The organism is Halobacillus hunanensis (assembly GCF_900166655.1).
In the GTDB taxonomy this organism is placed as follows: Bacteria; Bacillota; Bacilli; order Bacillales; family Halobacillaceae; genus Halobacillus_A; species Halobacillus_A hunanensis.
Window position 1 is genome coordinate 468,617 of the sequence record NZ_FVZB01000007.1, and the last position, 23,421, is coordinate 492,037.

22 protein-coding genes are annotated in these 23,421 nt (G+C 42.7%); 20 read left to right on the plus strand and 2 right to left on the minus strand.

Annotation, left to right across the window (positions count from 1 at the left end; genetic code table 11):
* Positions 1 to 30: 30 nt before the first annotated feature.
* The 13 genes from B5354_RS14995 (at position 31) to fabI (ending at position 14,151) form a co-directional block, all read left to right on the plus strand.
* A complete protein-coding gene (locus B5354_RS14995) occupies positions 31 to 1,101 on the plus strand; it encodes a tartrate dehydrogenase (protein WP_079529615.1) in 1,071 nt (356 codons plus the stop codon).
* A gap of 171 nt (positions 1,102 to 1,272) precedes the next feature.
* The gene (bcbE, locus tag B5354_RS15000; protein ID WP_079529616.1) at positions 1,273 to 2,496 is read left to right on the plus strand and encodes a bacillibactin exporter BcbE; all 1,224 of its coding nucleotides are present in this window, start codon (positions 1,273 to 1,275) and stop codon (positions 2,494 to 2,496) included.
* A gap of 282 nt (positions 2,497 to 2,778) precedes the next feature.
* A complete protein-coding gene (locus B5354_RS15005) occupies positions 2,779 to 4,491 on the plus strand; it encodes a M4 family metallopeptidase (RefSeq protein ID WP_079529617.1) in 1,713 nt (570 codons plus the stop codon).
* Between the two features lie 173 nt (positions 4,492 to 4,664).
* Positions 4,665 to 5,657: a nucleoside hydrolase gene (locus B5354_RS15010; protein ID WP_079529618.1), complete on the plus strand. Its 993-nt coding sequence runs from the start codon at positions 4,665 to 4,667 to the stop codon at positions 5,655 to 5,657.
* A 244-nt stretch (positions 5,658 to 5,901) separates the two neighbouring features.
* Positions 5,902 to 5,979, plus strand: coding sequence for a putative holin-like toxin (locus B5354_RS21110; RefSeq protein ID WP_420810427.1), 78 nt, complete (start codon positions 5,902 to 5,904; stop codon positions 5,977 to 5,979).
* Between the two features lie 371 nt (positions 5,980 to 6,350).
* Positions 6,351 to 7,283, plus strand: coding sequence for a glucose-1-phosphate thymidylyltransferase RfbA (gene rfbA / locus B5354_RS15015; protein ID WP_079529619.1), 933 nt, complete (start codon positions 6,351 to 6,353; stop codon positions 7,281 to 7,283).
* Complete coding sequence (gene rfbB / locus B5354_RS15020) at positions 7,276 to 8,304, plus strand: dTDP-glucose 4,6-dehydratase (protein WP_079529620.1); 1,029 nt, start codon at positions 7,276 to 7,278, stop codon at positions 8,302 to 8,304. The genes rfbA and rfbB overlap by 8 nt, the downstream gene beginning before the upstream one ends.
* Positions 8,301 to 9,242, plus strand: a complete 942-nt coding sequence (locus tag B5354_RS15025; RefSeq protein WP_245804806.1) for a glycosyltransferase family 2 protein — start codon at positions 8,301 to 8,303, stop codon at positions 9,240 to 9,242. The genes rfbB and B5354_RS15025 overlap by 4 nt, the downstream gene beginning before the upstream one ends.
* The gene (locus tag B5354_RS15030; protein WP_079529622.1) at positions 9,239 to 9,922 is read left to right on the plus strand and encodes a GNAT family N-acetyltransferase; all 684 of its coding nucleotides are present in this window, start codon (positions 9,239 to 9,241) and stop codon (positions 9,920 to 9,922) included. Before B5354_RS15025 ends, B5354_RS15030 begins: the two co-directional genes overlap by 4 nt.
* A gap of 4 nt (positions 9,923 to 9,926) precedes the next feature.
* Positions 9,927 to 10,292 (plus strand): EamA family transporter, encoded by a 366-nt coding sequence (locus tag B5354_RS15035; protein ID WP_079529623.1) that lies wholly within the window; start codon positions 9,927 to 9,929, stop codon positions 10,290 to 10,292.
* A gap of 11 nt (positions 10,293 to 10,303) precedes the next feature.
* Positions 10,304 to 11,437 carry a dTDP-4-amino-4,6-dideoxygalactose transaminase gene (gene rffA / locus B5354_RS15040; RefSeq protein WP_079529624.1) on the plus strand — a complete coding sequence of 378 codons (1,134 nt, stop codon included), beginning with the start codon at positions 10,304 to 10,306 and terminating at the stop codon, positions 11,435 to 11,437.
* Complete coding sequence (locus B5354_RS15045; RefSeq protein ID WP_079529625.1) at positions 11,400 to 13,094, plus strand: DUF6044 family protein; 1,695 nt, start codon at positions 11,400 to 11,402, stop codon at positions 13,092 to 13,094. Before rffA ends, B5354_RS15045 begins: the two co-directional genes overlap by 38 nt.
* A 277-nt stretch (positions 13,095 to 13,371) precedes the next feature.
* Complete coding sequence (gene fabI / locus B5354_RS15050) at positions 13,372 to 14,151, plus strand: enoyl-ACP reductase FabI (RefSeq protein WP_079529626.1); 780 nt, start codon at positions 13,372 to 13,374, stop codon at positions 14,149 to 14,151.
* 62 nt (positions 14,152 to 14,213) lie between these two features.
* Here the strand turns inward: fabI and B5354_RS15055 are convergent, their stop codons facing one another.
* Positions 14,214 to 15,686, minus strand: a complete 1,473-nt coding sequence (locus tag B5354_RS15055; protein ID WP_079529627.1) for a flavin monoamine oxidase family protein — start codon at positions 15,684 to 15,686, stop codon at positions 14,214 to 14,216.
* 124 nt (positions 15,687 to 15,810) lie between these two features.
* On the opposite strand from B5354_RS15055, the gene B5354_RS15060 reads away from it, so the two are divergent.
* The 6 genes from B5354_RS15060 to B5354_RS15085 all read left to right on the plus strand — a co-directional run bounded on the left by B5354_RS15060 (position 15,811) and on the right by B5354_RS15085 (position 21,667).
* Positions 15,811 to 16,419 (plus strand): DedA family protein, encoded by a 609-nt coding sequence (locus B5354_RS15060; RefSeq protein ID WP_079529628.1) that lies wholly within the window; start codon positions 15,811 to 15,813, stop codon positions 16,417 to 16,419.
* Between the two features lie 115 nt (positions 16,420 to 16,534).
* Positions 16,535 to 17,461 carry a manganese-dependent inorganic pyrophosphatase gene (locus B5354_RS15065; protein WP_079529629.1) on the plus strand — a complete coding sequence of 309 codons (927 nt, stop codon included), beginning with the start codon at positions 16,535 to 16,537 and terminating at the stop codon, positions 17,459 to 17,461.
* Positions 17,462 to 17,748: 287 nt separating this feature from the next.
* Positions 17,749 to 18,318, plus strand: coding sequence for a GNAT family N-acetyltransferase (locus B5354_RS15070; RefSeq protein ID WP_079529630.1), 570 nt, complete (start codon positions 17,749 to 17,751; stop codon positions 18,316 to 18,318).
* Positions 18,319 to 18,548: 230 nt separating this feature from the next.
* Positions 18,549 to 18,833: a hypothetical protein gene (locus B5354_RS15075; RefSeq protein WP_079529631.1), complete on the plus strand. Its 285-nt coding sequence runs from the start codon at positions 18,549 to 18,551 to the stop codon at positions 18,831 to 18,833.
* Positions 18,834 to 18,938: 105 nt separating this feature from the next.
* Positions 18,939 to 19,679 (plus strand): alpha/beta hydrolase, encoded by a 741-nt coding sequence (locus B5354_RS15080; protein WP_079529632.1) that lies wholly within the window; start codon positions 18,939 to 18,941, stop codon positions 19,677 to 19,679.
* Positions 19,680 to 20,059: 380 nt separating this feature from the next.
* On the plus strand, positions 20,060 to 21,667 hold the full coding sequence (locus tag B5354_RS15085; RefSeq protein WP_217700256.1) for a catalase: 1,608 nt from the start codon (positions 20,060 to 20,062) through the stop codon (positions 21,665 to 21,667).
* 123 nt (positions 21,668 to 21,790) lie between these two features.
* Here B5354_RS15085 and B5354_RS15090 read toward each other — a convergent pair whose 3' ends face one another.
* On the minus strand, positions 21,791 to 22,486 hold the full coding sequence (locus B5354_RS15090; RefSeq protein WP_079529634.1) for a Dph6-related ATP pyrophosphatase: 696 nt from the start codon (positions 22,484 to 22,486) through the stop codon (positions 21,791 to 21,793).
* A 333-nt stretch (positions 22,487 to 22,819) separates the two neighbouring features.
* Here B5354_RS15090 and B5354_RS15095 point away from each other — a divergent pair, with 333 nt between their 5' ends.
* On the plus strand, positions 22,820 to 23,257 hold the full coding sequence (locus B5354_RS15095; RefSeq protein WP_079529635.1) for a cell wall hydrolase: 438 nt from the start codon (positions 22,820 to 22,822) through the stop codon (positions 23,255 to 23,257).
* The last annotated feature ends 164 nt before the right edge of the window (positions 23,258 to 23,421 follow it).

Here is a 23,421-nt window from a genome sequence, read left to right on the forward strand (position 1 = left end):
TAACAGATAGAAGCGTTAAGGAGGGAGTCCATGAAACAGTATAAGATTGCTGTTATCCCTGGGGACGGGATTGGTAAAGAAGTTGTCCCGGCGGCACTCGATGTTTTGCAACAGGCAGCTGAAGTATATGGAGATGTAACGTTTGATTTTACCGAGTTTCCATGGGGCTGTGATTTTTATCAAAAATACGGCATGATGATGGAGGAAGACGGCATTGAGCAGCTTGACAAGTTTGATGCGATCCTGTTGGGTGCTGTCGGTGATCCCCGTTTAGTTCCGGACCACATTTCGCTGTGGGGATTGCTGATTAAAATACGCAGGGAAATGGATCAATCCTTGAATATTCGTCCAGCCAAATACTTTAAAGGGTTGGCGTCACCCCTGGCAGCTCCAAAAGATTTCGATATTATGGTCGTTAGAGAAAATAGCGAAGGGGAGTATAGTGAAGTAGGTGGGCGGATACATAAAGGAGCAGATGAAGTCGCCATTCAAAACGCTGTCTTCACTCGCAAAGCAACGGAACGGGCGATGAGATACGGATTTCAACTGGCCGCACAACGAAAAGGCAAGTTAATGAGTGCCACGAAATCAAACGGGATCGTCCACTCGATGCCATTTTGGGACTCTGTTTTTGCCGAGGTGAGTCAAGAGTTTCCAGAGATTAACGCTAATCAAAATCATATTGATGCTCTGGCCGCGTTTCTGGTTTCCAAGCCGCAGGAATTTGATGTGATTGTCGCCAGCAACTTATTTGGCGATATTTTGACGGATATCGGTGGTGCGATTATGGGCAGCATCGGCATAGCTCCAGCGGCGAATCTGAATAGTACCGGAGAGCATCCTTCAATGTTTGAGCCAGTTCATGGTTCAGCACCGGATATTTATGGAAAAGGGATCGCCAACCCAATTGGCCAGATCTGGACAGCTAAGATGATGCTTGATCACCTGGGAGAAGCCAATATGGGCGCCAGCTTGTTACAAGCTATTGAGGAAACGACGGCTGCCGGAATTAAAACGGGCGATATTGGCGGCCAGGCTTCCACGGAGGAGGTCGCGAAAGAAATAGGAAAACGGGTTAAAGTAACACCTGATAAAGCGTAACAGTTTGCTGCTATGAAGCATTTTAACGACAAGAGGACCTTTATTGGTTCTCTTTTTTTATGCATCTAAATTGAAATTTTTGTAAGAATAGATGGTGTTCTGCTTGTTCATAATAAGCGTTACAGTGCCTACAAGTTGTATGCAGGCAGAGTTAAATGTGGAGGGACATCTATGAAGAAGAAAAAGTGGGATCTCATTGCGTTAGCATCCATTCCTCTGGTTATGACGTTGGGTAATTCGATGCTAATCCCAGTTTTGCCTATCATTGAAAAACAAATTGGTATTTCCGCTTTTCAATCTAGTTTAATTATCACAGTGTACTCGGTTGTAGCCATTTTACTTATACCGATTGCCGGTTACTTGTCGGATAAGATCGGCAGAAAAAAAGTCATTATACCTAGTTTAATTATTACTGGAATTGGCGGAGCCGTCTCAGCCTTTGCTGCATGGAAAATGGAAGATCCCTACTTCTTAATTTTAGTCGGGAGATTTTTACAAGGAATCGGCGCGGCTGGGGCGTTTCCAGTTGTGATTCCGACTGTGGGGGATATGTTTGATGATGAGAAGCAAGTGAGCGAAGGGTTGGGATTGATTGAAACATCCAATACGTTCGGAAAGGTGCTCAGTCCTGTAATTGGTGCTCTATTAGCTGTTATCATTTGGTATATTCCATTTGCCTCCATACCGATCCTATCGCTGCTGTCGATTTTATTAGTAATGAAATTTGTCAAAGTGCCGAAGAATGATGACAAAAAGGAGACGCGATTTTCTGAGTTTATAAAATCCGTGAAAAAAGTGTTTCATGATAATGGACGATGGGTCATATCGATTTTCATGATTGGCTGCATTAATATGTTTGTTTTGTTTGGCTTTTTATTTCACTTATCTTCCATACTTGAAGATGAATATAATGTAACGGGGGTTTATAAAGGATTGGTGCTTGGAATCCCGTTGTTATTTTTATGTATTGCCTCTTACATTTCTGGTAAGAAAATTGGAGAAAACAAAGTCGTCATGAAATGGGCGATTGTCCTCGGGAATGGAGGCACTGCCGCGTCACTTTTTTTCATGAAACACGATACAAATTTAGTGATGCTAATCGTATTATTGTCTGTGTCCGGAATTGGGATAGGGTTATCATTGCCAGGTCTTGATGCCTTAATAACAGAAGGTGTGGAAAAAGACGTACGAGGGACTGTTACGTCTTTATACAGCAGTATGCGGTTCCTTGGAGTTGCAGCAGGTCCGCCTGTTATCGCGATTTTCATGGATAGGTTCCCTGACATGCTATATCTCACTTTGGCGTGTTTAAGTGTGATTGCTGCGTTAGTCACACTGATTGCCATTCGACCTTCATCCTCGGAGAAGGAGACACAAGTTTCTGTAGAACAATAGAAGGGAAGAGAGGCCGTTATCGTAGCATAAGTTGATGAGTTGGATAACGTTTATATCGATACTAGGACAGAAGTCATCAATTTTTCCAGTGATGAATAGTCGTTAAAAACACTGTTTTGTACAGTGTTTTTTTAATGTGAAATTTGTAAATAGATGTAAAGTCATGCGGATATTTACCTATAAAGGCTATATTCTGACTATTAAAATAGTTCCTACTATTCTTTCAAATATGATAACCTTCTCCTATACTAAAGACTATATACTTGAATAGGAGGAGTTTATTTGAAAAAAAGAAGAGTTTTACCAGTAGCTGTATTGTCTTCTGCATTGTTTGTGGGAGCGTTTGCTCCAACACAGGCTTTTGCTGTTCAACCAGGGAGCCCCTCTGATGTTTCTATTGAAACGAAGGCGGCACAATTTCAGAAGTCAAAAGGGAATAAGCCCATTTTTGTAGTAGAAAAACAAGCAGAAAAGCAGCAAGTTACTAAAGCGAATGCGAAAGCAGCAGTAAAACATCTGGCGAAAAATAAAGAAACATTTAAGATTAACAATCCACAGGCTAGCTTTAAGCCAGGACAGGTTAAGAAAGATGATTTAGGGATGACTCATGTGACACTTCAGCAGACGAAGAATGGAGTTCCTGTAGAAGGAAGTCAAGTGATCGTTCACTATGATGAAGACAATACGGTTCAGTCTGTAAGTGGTCATTTCAATCATAGTGTTGAGGAGGCGGAGCTATCGTCACAGGCCAAGCTTACTAAAAAGGAAGCCTTGAATAAAGCTAAAGAAGAAGTGGACGCGCCCGAACAATTGCCGTACACTCCATCTAGCGAGCTTGTCATTTATCCATTTAATGATCAAAATCAGCTTGCTTATAAAGTCAATGTTAACTTTCTTGGTAATGAACCAGGAAACTGGTTTGTATTTGTAGACGCGAAGAGCGGCGAAGTAATTGATAAATATAATGCTCTTATGCATGCAAATGGATTTAAAACAGCAACAGGCTCTGGACTAGGAGTACTGGGTGACCACCGGAAACTACATATCACTCATAAAAATGATAAAACAGATGACAAAAAAGGCACTCAATTTTATTTATATGACAATACTCACGAGAACTTAGATGGAATCTATACCTATGATATGAAGAATTCATGGGGCAGCGAGAATTTTACACTTCCTGGTGTCCTCTACTCAAATAATAGCGCGTCCTTCAAAGATGATTATGACCGCGCAGCTGTCGATGCTCATTATAATTCCGAAGAAGTATATGAGTATTATCTTGAAGAGCATGACCGAAACTCCCTTGATGGAGAAGGGATGGCGATTAAATCTTCCGTCCATTTTGGGCAAAATTATAATAATGCCTTTTGGAATGGCCAGCAAATGACCTATGGTGACGGTGATGGCGACTTCTTCATTTCCCTCTCTGCCGGGCTTGACGTGGCCGCACACGAAATGACGCACGGCGTCACCACTCACTCAGCAGGGTTGCAATACCGCTTCCAATCCGGAGCTCTAAATGAGGCGTTCTCCGATATTTTTGGAGCATTAGTGGATGAAGAAGACTGGGAGATCGGGGAAGATATCATGGGTGAAGAAGCGAAAGCATCTGGCAGGACTTCCTTGCGCAGTCTGAGCAACCCGAGTAAATATTCCGTTGATCCAGAACTTGTTCCATATGGAAATGGGGAAGGGAAGTATCCTTCGCACATGGACGAATATTACGACCTTCCTCTTGACCTGGACAACGGCGGGGTTCATATCAACTCTTCCATCATCAACCATGCTGCCTACCTGACTGGGGAAATGATTGGGAAGGACAAGCTCGGCCAAATCTATTACCGCGCTTTAACAGTTTACCTGACTCCAACTTCTGACTTTAGCCATGCAAGACAGGCTCTGATTCAATCGGCTATTGATATTTACGGAGAAGGCAGTCCAGAGGTCAAGGCAACGGAAAGTGGTCTAAACCAAGTGGGCATTACGGAATAATTTCGTCATTGCTCCAGGCGCTTACAGCCGGCCGCGCTCGGCGGTAAGCGCTGATAAATCGCAAGCACACACAAAATCATCTCTTATCGTTTTGATAAGAGATGATTTTTTTGCAAGACAATGGCTGTTGCGGGCATAATGCTTTGTTCATAGGTTATCTTGAGGTGATAATTATGAAGAAAGTGATCTTGTTCGCTGACACAGGGATAGACGATGCGATGGCCTTAATCTATGCGCTGAGGAATCCTGACATTGATTTGTTAGCTGTTGTGAGCGGATATGGAAATGTGGAACGGGAGAAAACGTATCGAAATGTGGAGTATCTATTAGATCTTGCTAACCGCAGTGATATCCCGGTGATTTCGGGGTCTACGCGTCCGCTTAACGGGGAGGATCCTGTCTTTTTTCCGGATATTCATGGCGAGGAGGGGCTCGGTCCGATACAGCCGCCAATTCCTGAAGAACGTTATGCCAACCGTTCAAACTTTAGTAAATTGTTTCGAATCATTAAAGAGGACGACCCAAATGAAATTACGATCGTAAATGTTGGTCGTTGTACGTCTCTGGCCATAGCCTGGTATTTGAATCCTGAGGTGATGGGGGATATAAAGGAAACGTATGTCATGGGGGGAGCGTTTTTAGTGCCGGGCAATGCGACGCCGGTTGCGGAAGCAAACTTTTACGGTGACGCGATCGCGGCAAATTATATATGTCAGAATGTACCTGATTTAACTGTTATCCCGTTGAATGCAACGAGGGAGGCTTTGCTGACGCCAAGGGATGTAGAATTAATCGATGCCCGGACAGATTCACCGCTGCTCGATATCGTCGAGCCTATCCTTGATTTTTATTATGAAGTGTATCAAGAACTGGAACCTGGTATTGAAGGGACGCCACAGCATGATCTAGCTGCCTTGGTGGCCACTTTGGAGATACCGAGAATGTTTACGTATGAAAAGAGAGAAGTCCGGGTGCAGCATGAGGAAAGTTATGCGAATGGATTGAGCATTGCTGATTTTCGCCCTGGAACAACGGATTGTTCGGGAGATGGCTGTGTCCGTATTGCCACAGATTTAAATCGTGACCTGTTTGCTAATCATGTCATTGAAGTGTTGACGAATCAGAGGGGACGACGGAAACTTAGGCACAGAAGGCAAAAAAAATAACACAATGTGTGTTGTGTTTGACAGGACTCGTTTAATTCTTAAGGTGATTGTCTATGCTGAAGCGTAGGTGCACATCAACCGCAGGTAAGATCGCGATAGTAGGGCTAGTAAATATTTACCAATACCTTTTTATCAATTTTCGAAAAATTGGAAATATATCGCATCTTTTTCTAATCTTGTGATATACTCAAATCGCAAGTCCTATTCTCAGAATGAGTTCATCCTCTCGAGGGAGGTGGTAACTGTGAGTCCGTTTGAAGCGATAAGCCTCATGTTGAGCTTTGGAATGCTGATAGCGGTAATAATCCACAGAAAGCAATAGAACTCGTTTCGAACTCATTCTGACCTGATCCAAGGTGCCCCAACACCTTGGGTTTTTTTTATTACCACTCTGATTATATCGTGCTTTTCACTCAGTATCAAGATAATTTTTATGTCGATTTCATGTCGAGGAATTATGCCTTGAGCTAGACACATATCTTTAGACTATTTATTTATTCTTAAATGTATACTTCCTTTTTTAAAAAACAGTAAAACGTTTTCCATCTCTTTTTTGTGAAACGTAATTTCAGCGAAATATTCAGTCATAAATTCGTAATGAAAACTTAAGTTTAATTTTCGGTGGCGGGGAAATAGAATAGTAGTAAAACATTTCCATGTAGTTTCCATCACTTTTAAAGGACGGTGGTTGTAATGAAAGGGATTATTTTAGCTGGAGGAAGTGGAACAAGGCTGTCTCCAAGTACAGACTGTATTAATAAACATTTGCTAACGGTGTACGATAAGCCGATGGTGTACTATCCGTTATCGAATTTAATGTTAGCCGGCATCAAGGAGATTCTGATTATCAGTACCCCCGAGGATGTTCCGCGTTTTGAGAAGCTGTTAGGCGACGGTTCCTCGCTTGGCCTCTCCATCGAGTATAAAGCGCAGGAAGAGCCAAATGGGATTCCGGAAGCCTTTATCGTCGGGGAAGATTTTATCGGAAATGATGACGTTACGCTGATTTTAGGTGACAACATTTTCTATGGGCAAGGCTTGACGAACATTTTGAGAAAAGCTGTCCGCAACCATAAAGGAGCCACCGTTTTTGGCTATCGCGTCAAGGACCCGGGCCGATTTGGAGTGGTGGAGTTCGATGATCATCAGAAAGTTGTATCCCTTGAGGAGAAGCCTGATGATCCGAAGTCCGATTTCGCGGTTACAGGGCTGTATGTGTATGATAATCAGGTGGTCAAGATGGCCAAAAAGCTTAATTTCTCGGCCCGAGGCGAGCTTGAAATCACCGATGTGAATAAAAAGTATTTAGAAAAAGGCCAGCTCGATGTTGAACTGCTGGGAAGAGGATTTGCCTGGCTTGATGCAGGCACGCATGAATCCTTATTTGAGTCTTCGGAGTTTGTTAAAAATATTGAAAAGCGACAAGGATTTAAGGTTGCTTGTATCGAAGAAATTGCTTATTATATGGGCTACATTTCGAAAGAACGCTTGTATCAGATAGGTGAAACGATGAAAAAGAATGATTATGGCCAATACTTGATGGAAATTGCTAATCGCAAACATGTTCAGCAGTATTGGGACCAAATTGACCAGAATCCAGTGTTAGGACTGATTGAGAATGAGTAATAAAGCGCTCTTAGTGACAGGAGGAGCAGGGTTTATCGGCTCCAACTACATCACATCCTTTTTGGAAAAATACCCGGATTGGCAGCTCGTCAATCTTGATAAGCTTACCTACGCGGGAAATGTAGACAACCTGTCAGCCGTGAATGACTTAGACCGATACCATTTTGTTCACGGGGATGTAGCAGATGAAACAGTTGTAAATGAGATATTTAGAGTGTTTGACATTGAAGGCATTATCCACTTTGCCGCTGAATCTCACGTTGATAAATCAATTATGGACTCCAATCCATTCATTTTGACAAATGTGCTGGGTACAGGGGTCCTGCTTGAAGCGGCTCGTAAGGATTGGGAAGCAAAAGGGGTGCTGAAGGAGAGAAGATTCCATCATATCTCGACCGATGAAGTGTATGGATCATTGGAAGCAGAAGGGAAATTCACGGAGGAGACCCCTTACAATCCCCGTAACCCGTACAGTGCCACGAAGGCAGCGGCTAACATGCTCGTGAAAAGTTATTACACGACTTATGGGATGAATGTGGTGCTTTCAAGCAGTTCGAATAATTATGGACCGCGGCAGCATGATGAAAAGCTGATCCCGACGATTATTCGCAAAGCCCTCTCGCTTGAGCGAATTCCTATCTATGGAGATGGTATGAATGTCAGAGATTGGCTGTATGTGGGCGATCATTGTCAGGCGATTGATCGGATTTTTCATGATGGCGAAGCCGGGGAGAGTTACAATGTCGGCGGCGGGAATGAACGAACCAATCTTGAGCTGACTCATTACATTTGTGATCAGCTCGATCGAGTAAAACCACACTTTTTAGCGGAAAAAGATCTGCAGAGCTATCGCGAGTTGATCACCTTTGTAGACGATCGCCCGGGCCATGATAGGAGGTATGCTGTCGATGATTCTAAAATCCGCCGTCAGCTCGGCTGGTCGCCTCAGGTCAGTTATCTCGATGGCTTGAAAGACACAGTCGAGTGGTATGTAACGAAATGGGAGGAAGTCTTGCAATGATCTCAGTTGTCGTTCCTATTTATGGGTGTGATGGATGTATGCACGAACTGTGCAGCCGCATCCAGCAAACGATGGCCCATATGTCTATGAACTATGAAATCCTGCTTATTAATGATGCCAGTCCAGACCAGTCTTGGGGAACGATACAGCAGCTTAGTGAATCAAACCCTCATATAAGAGGGTTTGATTTGTCGAGGAATTTTGGCCAGCATCGAGCTATTACAGCTGGCCTTGACCTTACGCGGGGAGATTATGTTGTCGTGATGGACTGCGATTTGCAGGACCAGCCGGAAGAAATCGAGAAGTTATATAAAAAGGCGTTAGAAGGTTATGAAGTCGTCTTTGCCACACGAGTTGTCAGGCAGGATGGGTTCTTCAAACGCTTATCTTCTAAACTCTTTTATAAAGTCTATGATTACCTGACAGATCGCTCCTCTGACTATACGATTGCTAACTTTAGTATTTGTTCACGAAATGTGATTGATAGTTACCGGCAAATGCGGGAACAGAATCGATTCTTCCCTCTGTTTATAAAATGGATGGGGTTTAAAACGACCAGTGTTCCAGTCGAGCATAGCAAGCGGTCTGAAGGGAAATCTTCGTATAACTTAAAGAAAATGATAACCTTAGCAACTGATGTCATTATCTCGCAATCGAACAAACCGCTGAGATTATCGATTCAATTTGGATTTCTAATTTCGTTAGGATCCTTTTTGTATGGAATGTACTTAATCTTTAAATACTTTTTCCTAGCCCAGCCAGTTCCAGGATGGACCAGTGTGATGGTCTCCCTCTACTTTATCGGGGGGTTAATATTCTTTAATTTTGGCGTACTAGGACTGTACCTTGGCAAAGTATTTAATGAAACGAAAGGAAGGCCGCTCTATATAATCAGAGATGTAACCAACGAACAGGAACGGGATGAGGTGATAGGATGACGCACTATTTGAAGCAAACACCATGGGACGAAAGAACGCTTGAGATTCCTACGTATGAGCTGACTTCTGCGGAGCCGGAAGCGCTTGAGCAAGCGGAGAAGACAGAGGGCCATTTCACGGTAAAAGTAGACCCGTTACTCGATAAAAAAAGGCTGGATCAGTATGGGTTTTATTACACCGACACTTTGATAACACCGGTGTGTAAACGGGATCAGCTTCGTGTTTTTGAAAAAGAGGGCATTACGATTTCGTCGTCCGGTGACAAGCAGACGATTTTGGACATTGCTGAACAGGCCTTTGTGCATGGCCGCTTTCATAGAGACTTTCAAATTCCTAATTCGCTAGCAGATCTAAGGTATGCCCGCTGGCTCGAGGATCTGATTGATCAAAAACAAGTGTATTACCTTTACTATCAGGATGAGATTGCAGGCTTCTTTGGCTTTGACGGAAACAAGGTGCTGCTGTTAGGCATGGACAAAGCATTCACGAACCGCGGGCTGGCCAAACCGTTTACGAGTCAAGCCTGTTTAAGGTTATTGTCGCTCGGCTATGAGGAGTTATTTACATCCGTATCAGCTATTAATATGGTTTCTCTAAATCTATTTACTTCCATTGGGTTTAAGCTAACAGGATCGGTTGATGTTTATCATAAACTGAATGGAAAGCCTTTGACGGACTAAGATCATGGGCTACTTTTATATTTTGGGGACCATTGTATTTACCGTTTATGGCCAGCTTATGCTGAAGTGGAGGATTGAAAAGTACGGAAGTCTTCCGGCAGATGTGAAAGATAAAATCCTCTTTTTACTGCAGCTGCTTCTTGATCCATTGATTTTGTCAGGGTTTCTATCCGCTTTTATCGCTTCGATATTTTGGATGGGGGCTATGACAAAGTTTGATATTAGTTATGCTTACCCATTCATGAGTCTTTCTTTTGTACTTGTATTCGTTCTGTCTGTATTTCTGTTCCAGGAACCCGTTACGTTATATAAAGTAATCGGGCTGGGATTTATCGTAACAGGCATCATTATAACGAGCCAATCTGTGTGAGGTGACGAGCTGTGATTCCGTTTAATAAACCATGTGTGTTAGGCAAAGAGAAAGACTATATAGCGAAAGCGATTGAACACAACCATAAATTATCGGGGAATGGACCGTTCGGAGAATCCTGTAAAAGCTGGCTGGAACAGCAGCTGGACTGCCCGAAAGTCCTGTTAACCCCTTCATGCACAGCTTCTCTAGAAATGGCCGCGATCTTACTTGATATCGAAGAAGGTGACGAGGTGATCATGCCCTCGTATACCTTCGTTTCAACGGCTAATGCCTTCGTATTGCGAGGGGCAAGTATTACGTTTGTAGATGTTGATCCAGCGACAATGAATATTGATCCGGAGCTGATTGTTCAGGCTGTGACCGAGCGAACGAAAGCTGTCGTCGTCGTTCATTATGCCGGGGCACCTTGTGAAATGGAACGGATCATGGAGGTTGCTGATCGGCATCATTTGTATGTGATTGAAGATGCAGCTCAGGCGCTGATGAGTACGTACAAAGGCAAACCGCTCGGTACATTCGGTCATTTTGGCACGTTGAGCTTCCACGAAACGAAAAATTATACGTGCGGGGAAGGTGGAGCCTTACTGATTAATGATCCGGACTACATTGAACGAGCTGAGATTCTCCAGGAAAAAGGGACGAACCGTTCTCAATTCAAGCGAGGGCAGGTGGATAAATACACGTGGCAGGACATCGGTTCTTCTTTTTTGCTGAGTGAATTGAACGCTGCTTATCTGTACGCACAACTGGAAGAAGCGGAGACGATTTTGCAGGATCGTATGAAAACATGGGATTACTATAAACAAAGTCTTGAACCGCTTGTCAGGGGCAACGTGATCGAAACCCAGCCTGTTCCTGCGAATGGGGACCATAATGCTCACATGTTTTACCTAAAGGTGAGGGACGAATCAGAACGTGCTGCTTTGATCGCTTATTTGTCAGACCAGGGCATAATGGCGGTCCCTCATTATGAACCCTTGCACTCTTCTAAAGCTGGTAACGTGTACGGCAAGTTGGCAGGGGAAGATACTTATACGACAAAAGAGGGCGAAAGACTGCTGCGATTACCTTTATATTTTGGCATGGAGAAAGAGGTCGTCGAACATGTTGTCCACCATATCGAGAACTATTTCCACTCATAAATGGGCCGCATTGGCCTGTTTACTTATTATTGCTTATTTACTGCCTTATTTCATCCTCGGTGAGGATACGCATATTCGCGTCCATGATAACTTGGATTCAAATATCGTCTGGTATAAAATGCTGGCGGAAAGCGGACAGATCTTCGCTCCGCCTAGTACCACACTGCCCTATGCAATTAACGGGCTGCCCCGCAGTGCCTTATCTTCAAGCCTTGATTTGATGGTCTGGCTTTACGTCTGGTTTGAACCGTTTACGGCGTATACCATTAACCAGACGATCATGCGATTTGTCGCTTTTTTCGGGATGTATGGATTACTGCGCTACTTCTTTCGATCCAGTCAGAAATCGAACCTGATCGCTGCCGGAGCAGCACTTTGCTTCGCCATCCTGCCCTTCTGGCCGTCAGGAGCCCTGTCGATTGCCGGGCTGCCTCTGGCACTATGGGCCTTTCTTAAGGTTCGCGAACATGGTAAGCATACACCTGTAGGTTATTGGCTGATCATTGGACTGCTGCCTTTTCACTCCAGTCTTATCCTATCGTTCGTATTCTTTCTTTCGTTAATGGCGTTGTTGTGGGTGATCGACTGGGTTCGAATGAAGCAGGTCAATCTGGCATTATTTCTGGCTCTTGCTCTCATGAGCTCGATTTATTTGATCAAAAACTATTTAGTCATCATCTCGATGTTTTTTTCAGAAGGATTTACGTCCCATCGTGCGGAGTTTGATCTTGGTCACAATAGTTTCGGCGATACATTAAACCTTTTCAGTGAAAATTTCCTAACAGCCCACACCCATGATATGAGCGTTCATCTTCAGGTGATTTTGCCGGCGATCGTCTTGGCTGTTTTTGTGGCCTTTTTCAAAAAAATACGGTTTGATTACCTGGCGCTAGCGATGCTGGCAAATTTTCTGCTATCTCTCTGGTACGCGTTTTGGTATTGGGAAGGCATGCGCGTACTGAAAGATGCATCGATGATTTTTAATACGTTCAATTTCAGCCGCATCCATTTCCTTTCACCGGTGATTTGGTATATTGCCTTTGCCCTCGCTCTTGTGATCTTAATGAAGTATGTCAAATGGGGAAAGTGGATCGTCGCCAGTTTGATCATTTTGCAACTCATGGTCCTGTTCCCGTTAAATGAAGAAACAAAATACAGCAGAATCGGAACACCCACGTTTGAAGAGTTTTATTCACAAGAGCTGTTTGCAGAGATTAAACAATATATCGGCAAAGATCCGGAGGACTATCGTGTGGTCAGCATAGCGATGCATCCGACGATCGCGCAATATAATGGGCTGTACACATTGGATACGTACAATGTGACATACCCGTTGTCGTATAAACATCAATTTCGCCAGATCATTGCACCAGAACTTGCGAAGAACCAAACACTGGAAAGCTATTTTGATACATGGGGCGGGAGACTGTACATGTATATAGCTGAGCTTGGGAAAGATTACTTGTTCAGCAAAAACAGTGATGAAGTCATTGACCAGCTTGACATCAATACAAAACAGCTCCATGACATGGGCGGTGATTATGTACTCTCCGCACTTCCAATTAGCAATCATCAGGAACTAGGGCTCGTGTTTGAACAGTCCTTCGAGAACGCATCCTCTCCTTGGAAAATTTACTTGTATCGAGTTGAAGTTTAACACTTGAGGGCATACTATTTGCGAATGAGGCTGGGACATAAGTAAATCTCTAAAGTAAAAGACGAACGCAGTGCTGTGTAAGCGAAGTATATTTTCACAGGGATTATATACACCATTTACAGTTTTACTTAGTTCGGATTTTCATATGATAAAGATACTTTTGTTCCAACCTCAGATCATTCAATAGCAACAATTGGCCACAGCGTAGAAAAATGTACGGTCAAGAACACGGAACTGTTATAATGTAGAAGAAGTTTCGCCGAAGGAGGATTTTTTGATGGAAGATTTATTGCAGTTAAAAGGAAAACATATTGTCATTATGGGCGTGGCCAATCAAAGAAGTATAGCTTGGGGTGTCGCTAAGTCTTTGCATAAAGCGGGTGCCAAACTAATTTTTACATATAGAAAAGAACGTTCGTTTAAAAAGCTGGAAAAGCTGTTGGACGACAGTGGTATAGATGCTGAACTGGTGGTGCCTTGTGATGTGAATGAAGATCAGAGCATTCAGCAGGCTTTCGAGCAAATAGGCGAGAAATTGGGTGTGATCCATGGTCTCGTCCATTCTGTTGCTTCAGCGCCGACGGAGGATTTAAAGGGTGACTTTATTGATACCTCAAGGGATGGATTTGCGGCCGCGCAGGATTCAAGCGCATATTCACTCGTAGCTGTCACAAAAGCAGCCAGACCATTTATGACGGAAGGCGGTTCGATTCTGGCGATGAGTTATTTAGGAGCAGAGCGTGTCGTAGGCGGATACAACGTGATGGGAGTGGCGAAAGCTTCGTTGGAAGCCTCTGTGAAGTATCTCGCATCTGAAATTGGCGGCAGTCAGATTCGTGTTAATGCCATTTCAGCCGGGGCAATCAGGACGATTTCTGCCAAAGGCGTTCCTTCTTTTAATGAAATCCTTCATCAAATTGAAGAAACGTCACCTTTAAAACGCAATGTAACCCAGGAAGACGTTGGGGATATGAGTGTAGCGATGATGAGTGCCTTATCGAGAGGGGTAACTGGGGAAATCGTCTACGTGGATTCGGGCTACAATATCCTTGGTTGATAACTGGACGCCCTATTGAATGAAAGGGCGTCTTTTTATGTGGTTGAGACACTTGCTAATTTTTACTTTCCACGGGCATTGATTTCATAAGCAACTCGGACTCCCGATTCAATGGCCCCTTCCACCCAGCCATGAAACGAAGAAGTATGTTCGCCGGCAAAGTGGAGCCGCCCTTCCGGCGTGCTGATGGCATCACCAAAATAGTTAATTTGATGTGGTGTGAACAGTGTGAAACATCCTGCTGAATAAGGATTCTGAGCCCAGTCGAAAGCGTAAGCCTGCAAGTATTGCTGATAGACGACAGGCCCGTAGATTTTGGCTAAATCTTTCAGCACATAAAACACAAAATCCGATTCTGTTAAACTCGTCCATAGCAAAGCGTTTTGGCCCCAGCTGTAACTTGCAAGCAACACTCCCGGCCCGGGGCATCCCTCGTTATGGCTGGGAACATAGGAAAACATGGCAGATAAATCGGTAATCGCGTTGCCCGCGTTCATTTTTTCCCAGAACCGATGTTTAAATTCTATCCCAATTTTTACCGCGGGGACGCTCGGCAGTGATCGGATCGCCTTCCATTTTTTAAAAGAAATCGATTGATAAGGCTGGACATCAATAAATTGAAAAACGGTAAACGGCATTGCTATAATGCTATAGTCACTCGTAAAACACTGTCTCTCATTTGTCCGCGGGTTGCGTGTTTCGATCGACACTCCTGTACTGGTTTGGGTAATGCGTTCCACCTTATGGTTGTACCGAATGTCCTGGTGCAATTCAGGAAGAAAAGACATTGGAAGCTGATCATTACCTCCGCAAATTTCGAAAAATTGAGTATCTGCATTAAAGATGGGATAAATGATGTCAGTCAGAATATCGACAAAAGAGAATTCCGGAAATCCTTCGATCCCGAGCAGGACCATAATCATCCGGATGGCTACAGGTGAAAGAGAAGGGCCAAGAGGGTTATATCGTAAGTAGTCTCCCATAGAATAGTTAGCGAACTGTTCTTTTAATTCTTCTTGTTCCTGCGGCGAACTGTTGTTATACAAATCAAGAAAAGGCTGTACGGCTGATAAAAATAACTCAGATGCCGTTTGACCTTTTTCCCATTCTTCAAGGGGAAACTTTAGAACATCCGGGTACTGTTCGTAATATTGCCGAGTGGTCAGAATGTTATTTACATAAATCAAGTCTTGTGGTGTACTATTGTTAAATTGATTCACTTGGAGCCCGAATCGCTTAACATACTCAACTACCAGAGAGTGAGTGCTGGGAATGCGCATGGCCCCAAGTTCAATGTAATTGTTGCAGGCAAACGGCTCACGTAGAGTGAAAACTTTGCCGCCAGGCCGGTCATTCGCCTCAAGCACAATCACATGATGACCAGCCCGCTTCAGCAAAGATGCAGACACGAGTCCCGCCATCCCGGCCCCAGCGATTATGACGGTTTTGGGTGGACCAGCAGGTGGTAAACCGTCTCTAATGATGGTGATCATATCATCGGGATAGGTTAAGTCTGCAAAATTTTTCATGGACATAGACATCCCTCCTTTTTCCATTTTACGAAAAGGGCAATGTAGTTATGCCAGTTCCACATGTGCTCAGTGAGGGATGAAACGACGCTGTACATCGTATAAATATATTAGGAGGTTCAACACCACTATGGAGGATTTACTGCTTTCCATTATTAATGATTATGGATATATAGGAATCTTTGTATTAATTGCTTTAGAAAATATTTTCCCCCCGATCCCATCAGAAGTGATCTTAACGTTTGGCGGGTTCGTCACGACGAATACCCCCTTATCAGTGGTAGGGGTCGTTATTAGTTCAACGCTTGGTTCGGTCTTCGGAGCAGTCGTTTTATACGGAGTAGGTTTGCTGCTCGATGTCGAACGCCTTGAGAAAATCATTGACAGATGGGGAAAAGTTCTCCGTTTAACGAAGAAGGATATTTATAAAGCTGATGCCTGGTTTGACAAGTACGGGCCCTGGACAGTATTCTTGTGCCGCTTTGTTCCGCTTATCCGCAGCCTGATTTCCATTCCGGCCGGGATGTCTAATATGAATTTCGCGGCCTTCCTTGCCTTAACAACGCTTGGTACATTGATTTGGAACACGGTGCTTATTCTAATTGGAGCCTCTGTCGGAGATTCCTGGCACAGCATCGTCAACTATATGGACATTTACTCAAATATCGTGTATGTAATTCTAGCGATTCTATTTGTGCTTGTAGTGATCTGGTATGTAAGAAAAGTGAGAAAAAGGTAAGCAGAGAGGGATCGTCCGCGAAGCTGACATTCAGATCGTGGACGTATCCTCCGTTTTATTTTATAATCGGTACGGAAGCTTATCTACATATTATGTTAGAAGGAGTGAAAGCACGTTGAGTAAAACCTTAATATTTGGTCATAAAAACCCAGATACAGATACGATTTGTTCGGCGATCGTCTATGCCGATTTGAAGAAAAAACTCGGATTTGATGTGGAAGCCGTACGCCTGGGTGAAGTAGGAAGCGAAACCCAGTTCGCATTAGAGAAATTTAACGTGGAAGCACCGCGTCAAGTGGACACCGTGTCGAACGAAGTAGATCAGGTGATCTTAGTCGATCATAACGAGCGTCAGCAAAGTGCGGAAGACATTGATGAAGTCCAAGTCCTTGAAGTCATTGACCATCACCGGATCGCCAACTTCGAAACAAATGGACCACTTTACTACCGTGCGGAACCAGTTGGCTGTACCGCCACGATCTTGAATAAACTTTACAAAGAAAACAATCAGCAAATCAGCCAGCCTATGGCAGGATTAATGCTATCTTCTATTATTTCTGATTCCCTGCTGTTTAAATCACCAACGTGTACAGAACAAGATGTGGAAGCGGCAAAAGAGTTAGCTGAAATCGCCGGCGTTGACGCCGAACAGTATGGCCTGGACATGCTTAAAGCAGGTGCTGATATTAGCGATAAGTCAGCTGCCGACTTGATATCCCTTGATGCGAAAGAGTTTTCTATGGGTGAATCAAAAGTAGAAATTGCTCAAGTTAACACTGTTGATACAGCCGATGTGCTGGCTCGTAAAGGCGAGATTGAATCAGCAATTGAAGGGGTTGTACAAGACAAAGGTCTTGACTTATTCGTGTTTGTCATTACAGATATTCTTACTAATGATTCCACTGTTGTGGCAATTGGCGAGAAGCGTGATGTAGTCGCAGATGCCTTTAATGTAACACTTGATGGGAACCAGGCTGTTCTTCAAGGTGTTGTATCTCGTAAAAAACAAATTGTACCACCGCTTAATGAAAAGTTACTATAAGATTGAAAAGGGATCCGCAGCTCGTTGAGGTGCGGATCCCTTTTTAATTGGATATTTTGAAGGGAATATGCATAGTCATGATTATATTGTCGGTATCCGCACTACATGGAACCGAGAATAACGATAAGAAGGCTTTTGAAAACGGAATAAAAGAGTATAGATAACCTCTGAGATGCCAGTTTTGCTGTCATAACAGCTTTAGTGATAAAAAGGGTGAAGGATAGTTGCGTTAATATTATTAGGTGTGGGATTGCAATAATCGTTTTTAGTAAGGGGGAATGGTTTTAATGAAAAGAATTCCACTAACAATGGTGAGAAAAGATTTGTTGGATATTCCTGAATATAGACTTCCGGCTGGATTTCGAATTAGATTGTTTAGAAAAGGCGACGAACACAACTGGGCTAAAATCGAAGCAAGCGTAGATGAATTTTCAAATGAGGACTCTGCACTAAAACACTTCAATAAAGAGTTTGGACCACATATTGATGAGATGACAAAGCGTTGTGTATTCATTGAGAATGAAAAAGGCGAGGAGATAGGAACAGCTACAGCATGGTATGGCGACTTAAGAGGCGATGGTGAAATATCGGGCAGGATACATTGGGTAGGTATTGTTCCCGAATATCAAGGAAAAAAACTTTCGAAACCATTACTGAGTGCAGCTATGAATCTTTTGGACCGCTACCACTCAAAAGCTTACCTTACGTCTCAAACTACAAGTTTTCAAGCCGTCAATATGTACTTGAACTATGGATTTGAACCTTTAATGACATCTGAAAGTTGTTATGAAGCCTGGACCTTATTGGAAGATACTTTAAATCGGAAAATATTGGATGAAAATGGGGGTTCTATTTAAAAATATCATTCATTTCTGTAAGAATAAGCCACTCATCTGAGTGGTTTATTTTATTTGGCAGTTCACATTTTTCAATTCCACCAATAGACCTTCTATTTGCTGATATCTGTCTGAAATACAGCACACCAAAAGCAAATATCTCAAAAGTAATTTGAAAAGTTTTACTTTATTTGAAACCGGTTTCCATTTCATCCCGTACTACTGATAACGAAGGATGGGGAGGAAGTATGATGAAGAATAAAAGTTTCACCAGGTTGTTTGTTGTGATCTGGTCAGTACTTTCATCTGTTTCACTAATAGGGTGTTCGGAAGAAGGTGGGCAAATAAACGATGAACTGATCACTTTACAGGAATATAGTCAACTGGATCGCGGTATGACTTATGAAGGGGTCGTTAAGATAATTGGTGGTGAAGGAAAAAGTATGAGCGAGAAGGGAGAAGGCACAACTGAACAAACATTAAACTATGTATGGGATGGGGCAGCCCCTAACTCTTTTGTATCGGTGAGCTTTTAAGAAGGTAAGTTATTAACAACTATGCAAAAAGGCTTTAACTAAGTAAGTCCCACTAATCAAAGTCTTTCAGGATTAAAGGAAGCAAAAGAAGGACGTGTGAGATCAATGGTGAAAGTGGTTAAACCAAAATCTTTCCTCTTAAAAGGGGGAACAAGAGCTGTTCTATTATTACATTCATTCACGAGTACTACTCGTGATATGAGGCAGCTAGGGAGATATTTGAACGAAAAGGGGTATACATGTTATGCCCCTATTTATGAAGGTCATGGGTTATCCCCTGAACAATTAATTCTCAAGAATCCAAGTGATTGGTGGAGAAGCATAGAAGAAGGTTATCGCTTTTTAAAAAAGGAAGGGCACCAGCATATTGCGGTCGTCGGGCTATCCTTAGGGGGTGTTTTTGCGTTAAATGTTGGACAGATATTTAAAGTCAATGGAATTGTAATCATGTCTGTGCCGTATAAAAGAGAGGTCAGTTCATTAAAAGCTCGTGTTCTAAAATTTGCTGAAACTTACAAACAATTTGAAGGAAAAGAAGGGCAGCAAATCACGAATGAAGTAGATGAATTAGAAAGGCAGCCTTTAGAAAACCTGATTTTGTTGAAGAATTATATTGATCTGACGATGAAAGACTTAGAGAAAGTTAACACACCTATAAGCATTATGTATGGAGAGTTGGATGAACCGTTATATAAAGAAAGTGCAAAATCTATACAACATCATGTCTCTGCGGGGAATAAAAGTGTCAAAAGTTATCCTAATTCTAAGCACTTAATGACATTAGGACAAGACCAAGAAGTAATTCAAACAGACGTTTTGACCTTTCTAGAGAACTTAAAATGGTAATGTTTGGTTTAATAAAAAGAGCAATAATCCAAAATGGGTCATTGCTCTTTTTTAAAAGACGTCTCATCATTCTTGGAAAGCTGTACCAAAGGCTGCTTCATAAAGTAAATCGCTCTCTATAGATATCATGGAGCCATATTTTAAAGGGATTGTATATTTATGTCGAGATTGTAAAAGTTATACTTAAAGGAACGGAACAAGTTGGTAATCCATCACCTTCTCAATTATTCATAATTGACCATGAAAAGTTCGCCATATTGTTTTCGATCCTATCACCCTCAATAATGATTTAGAAAACTGACAGGCTTGGGAAACTATATTTAAAGGAGGTTTTCATTTTGTCGAAGGAAAAAGATAATTCCGCTTCAAATGGAAAGGACATGGAACGCGAGACGTTAACAACACGTCAGGGCCGTCCTGTAACGGATAACCAGAATATCCGCACGATTGGAAATCGTGGTCCAGCCACACTTGAGAATTACCATTTTATCGAAAAAATTTCCCATTTTGACAGGGAAGAGGTACCGGAGCGTGTGGTGCATGCACGAGGATCTGGAGCCTTCGGATACTTTGAAACGTATGGGAAGGTTGGGGATGAACCAGCAGAGAAGTATACTCGAGCGAAAGTGTTTTCGGGTGCCGGGAAAAGAACACCCCTAATGGTTCGTTTCTCAACAGTGGCAGGAGCGAAAGATTCACCGGAAACAGATCGAGATCCACGTGGCTTTGCGATAAAAATGTACACCGAAGATGGAAACTGGGATCTGGTGGGGAACAACTTGAAAATTTTCTTTATTCGTGATGCGATGAAGTTCCCTGATATGATTCACGCATTTAAAGCTGATCCTGCTTCGAACGTGCCAGATCCTCGGCGGATGTTCGACTTTGTTTCTCGTTCACCTGAGGCTACGCATATGATTACATTCGTGTTCTCTCCATGGGGTATTCCAGCTACATACCGCCATATGCAGGGTTCTGGTGTAAACACCTATAAATGGGTAAATGACAAAGGCGAGGCTGTCTTGGTGAAGTATCACTGGGAGCCGAAGCAAGGCATCCGTAACTTAACACAAGAAGAGGCAAGTGCTATTCAAGCGAAGAACGTCGCTCATATGACACAAGATTTATATGAAGCGATCGAGAACGGAGATTATCCGGAATGGGAACTCTTTGTGCAAATCATGGAGGATGACTACCATCAGGAACTCGATTTTGATCCGCTCGATGATACGAAACTTTGGCCGGAGGATAAGTTCCCATGGCTGCCAGTGGGACGTATGGTCCTTGATCGCAATCCAGAAGATTTCCATGCGGAGATTGAGCAGGCTGCCTTCGGTACCGGGGTTCTTGTCGATGGAATGGACTTCTCAGATGATAAAATGCTGCAAGGTCGTACCTTCTCATACTCCGATACGCAGCGCTATCGTGTAGGTGCCAACTATTTAAATTTGCCTGTGAACGCATCGAAAGCGTCTGTTCGGACGAACCTTCATCGCGGCCAGATGGACACCCGCGACCCGAAAGAGTCTGGAGATAATCCACATATTAACTATGAGCCATCGATGGTGGGCGGCCTTCAGGAAGCAAGTGATGAAGATCGACACCCGCACCGCCCAACGTTTAATGAGGCAGCTATGAGTGCACCCATTGATCGTCCCAATAATTATGGCCAAGCGGGCGAAACGTACCGCAGCTTTGAAGATTGGGAGCGCGATGAATTGATCAATAACCTCTCTGATGCGCTTGCGATATGCGACAAGCGAATTCAAGAAGCCATGGTTGAACACTTCACACAAGCCGATGAAGAATATGGCCGCCGTGTGAAGGAAGGAATCGAAAAGAAAGTGAAAGAAATCCAGGAAATGAAGGACGAAGACAAAGTTCCAGGCCGTGAAGCTATTAAATCAAAATATGGAGAAGGTTCATTAGCTGAGAACGAAGCAGCAAAAGATGCAGTGAAGAAAAGCCACGAATCTGATCCTTATTAATAGAGGCTGCAGCGAGTCAGTAATTTGTCTGAAATCCTTGTAACCTTTTCGTGAAAAGTATAGGGATCAAACTACTTACAGAGCCTGTTTTGCAGATAGCAGGCTCTGTATCTTTTCATTGGATTAAGACATCCGATCTAGCTCCAAAGGCAAAAACGCATATTCTCCATGCTTCACAATTTCACATTTACGAATTGGAATTGGATGTTTAAAAATAGGCCCATCTATTACTGTGGTATGGAATTCTCCACCTTCTCCGCAAGGGTCAATCCCACGAGTTTCAAGCTCCTTCACGTATTCATGGGTTAACGTTCGTCCTAGATCAGATTCTCGCATTCCTAATGATACATTAACAGTTACAATGATTGTTATAAATCCTAGGTGAATGAACTCTTCGACAGCTTCACGATGGTTCATGTCCCATAACGGCATCCCAAGCTTTAATCCAGCCTTCTCCGTAACCTTTTCATGCCAACAGCCATGAGCAGGGATATCTAAATCTCCCGTTACTAACACTTCTGCACCATTATGTTTAGCTGTTCTTAAAAGGCGTATAAATACTTTTTCATAATCTGTCCAGCTTGCAGCTGCAGTATAGACTGGCAAACCTATAGAATCAGCTTGAAAACGTATGAGTTCCGGAGGCATTCCATGGGATCTGGAACGTTTTCCTTCTTCCTCCAGCATGACGATCAGTCCAACCGCTTCTCCGACCTTCGCAGCTTTATATAGAGCTAAGACACTATCTTTGCCACCGCTAAAAGAAGCTATAAATTTATGCCCGCGAGCATTATTTTTCCAATCCATTACTTTTAACATTCATATCTTTCCCCTTTATTCTAATAACTTTTTCACGATTTCTTTAATTACATTATTTTATATAAGGGTATCATAACTCTATTGTGTTTGAGTCTATCTCTATTGGATCTTATAGATAAGCTTTTACGTCATAAAAGGTTTATTTATAAAGAGATCGTGATCATGGAGCATCTATTAAGTGGATATTTATGTTAATGTGAGGGTGTGAATGAAAAGAGTAGCTTAGACCGTAAAGTCAGGTGGTTCATTTTTATTAACTTTACTTATTTATAAACTTCTTATTTCATGACATTAATGTAGGCTTTTTTCATACAATGTTTTGGGGTGAAAAAAATGCCGATCGTAAAATACACAAGTAAAGATGTTGCTCTAATGGCAAGGATGATGAGAGCCGAAGCCGTAGGGGAAGGGAAACAAGGGATGTTGTATGTCGGAAATGTGATTGTTAATCGGGATAAAGCAGATTGTTTAGATTTTGGTGATGTAAGAACAATTCGTGAAGTCATTTTTCAAGTACAGGGAGGAAATTATTCTTTCGAAGCAGTGCAAAAGGGAAGTTTATTTTATAAAAGAGCGAGAGATGTTGAGAAAAGATTAGCAAAAAAGAATTTGAATTTTTGGAGACAGCACCCGGCGAAATATGCGCTTTGGTATTTCAATCCATTTGCTGCTGAATGTCCTCCAACATGGTACGGTGAACCTTTAACGGGTCGGTATAAAAATCATTGTTATTATGAACCGGCAGCCGGAACATGCCCTAGTGTTTATTGAGTTATGGTTGTATTTCTCTACTTTTAAAGATGAAGGCATTGACTCATGAAGATAAGGGTGCCAAAAGCTGAAGACGTTGAGCTTAATAATTTTTGAATACAAGTTCTCTTGGAAGAGCGCAATTCGATGTAGTGAATTGCGCTCTTTCTTTGTGTCCAATTATT

Coding starts and splice junctions, on each gene's coding strand:
- B5354_RS15045 (WP_079529625.1), top strand. CDS start 11,400: ATGTTGTCCACCATATCGAGAACTATTTCCACTCATAAATGGGCCGCA.
- rfbA (WP_079529619.1), top strand. CDS start 6,351: ATGAAAGGGATTATTTTAGCTGGAGGAAGTGGAACAAGGCTGTCTCCA.
- B5354_RS14995 (WP_079529615.1), top strand. CDS start 31: ATGAAACAGTATAAGATTGCTGTTATCCCTGGGGACGGGATTGGTAAA.
- B5354_RS15075 (WP_079529631.1), top strand. CDS start 18,549: ATGAAGAATAAAAGTTTCACCAGGTTGTTTGTTGTGATCTGGTCAGTA.
- fabI (WP_079529626.1), top strand. CDS start 13,372: ATGGAAGATTTATTGCAGTTAAAAGGAAAACATATTGTCATTATGGGC.
- B5354_RS15055 (WP_079529627.1), bottom strand. CDS start 15,686: ATGTCCATGAAAAATTTTGCAGACTTAACCTATCCCGATGATATGATC.
- B5354_RS15025 (WP_245804806.1), top strand. CDS start 8,301: ATGATCTCAGTTGTCGTTCCTATTTATGGGTGTGATGGATGTATGCAC.
- B5354_RS15085 (WP_217700256.1), top strand. CDS start 20,060: ATGGAACGCGAGACGTTAACAACACGTCAGGGCCGTCCTGTAACGGAT.
- B5354_RS15035 (WP_079529623.1), top strand. CDS start 9,927: ATGGGCTACTTTTATATTTTGGGGACCATTGTATTTACCGTTTATGGC.
- B5354_RS15090 (WP_079529634.1), bottom strand. CDS start 22,486: ATGTTAAAAGTAATGGATTGGAAAAATAATGCTCGCGGGCATAAATTT.
- B5354_RS15095 (WP_079529635.1), top strand. CDS start 22,820: ATGCCGATCGTAAAATACACAAGTAAAGATGTTGCTCTAATGGCAAGG.
- B5354_RS15030 (WP_079529622.1), top strand. CDS start 9,239: ATGACGCACTATTTGAAGCAAACACCATGGGACGAAAGAACGCTTGAG.
- B5354_RS15070 (WP_079529630.1), top strand. CDS start 17,749: ATGAAAAGAATTCCACTAACAATGGTGAGAAAAGATTTGTTGGATATT.
- B5354_RS15010 (WP_079529618.1), top strand. CDS start 4,665: ATGAAGAAAGTGATCTTGTTCGCTGACACAGGGATAGACGATGCGATG.
- rfbB (WP_079529620.1), top strand. CDS start 7,276: ATGAGTAATAAAGCGCTCTTAGTGACAGGAGGAGCAGGGTTTATCGGC.
- bcbE (WP_079529616.1), top strand. CDS start 1,273: ATGAAGAAGAAAAAGTGGGATCTCATTGCGTTAGCATCCATTCCTCTG.
- B5354_RS15080 (WP_079529632.1), top strand. CDS start 18,939: ATGGTGAAAGTGGTTAAACCAAAATCTTTCCTCTTAAAAGGGGGAACA.
- B5354_RS15060 (WP_079529628.1), top strand. CDS start 15,811: ATGGAGGATTTACTGCTTTCCATTATTAATGATTATGGATATATAGGA.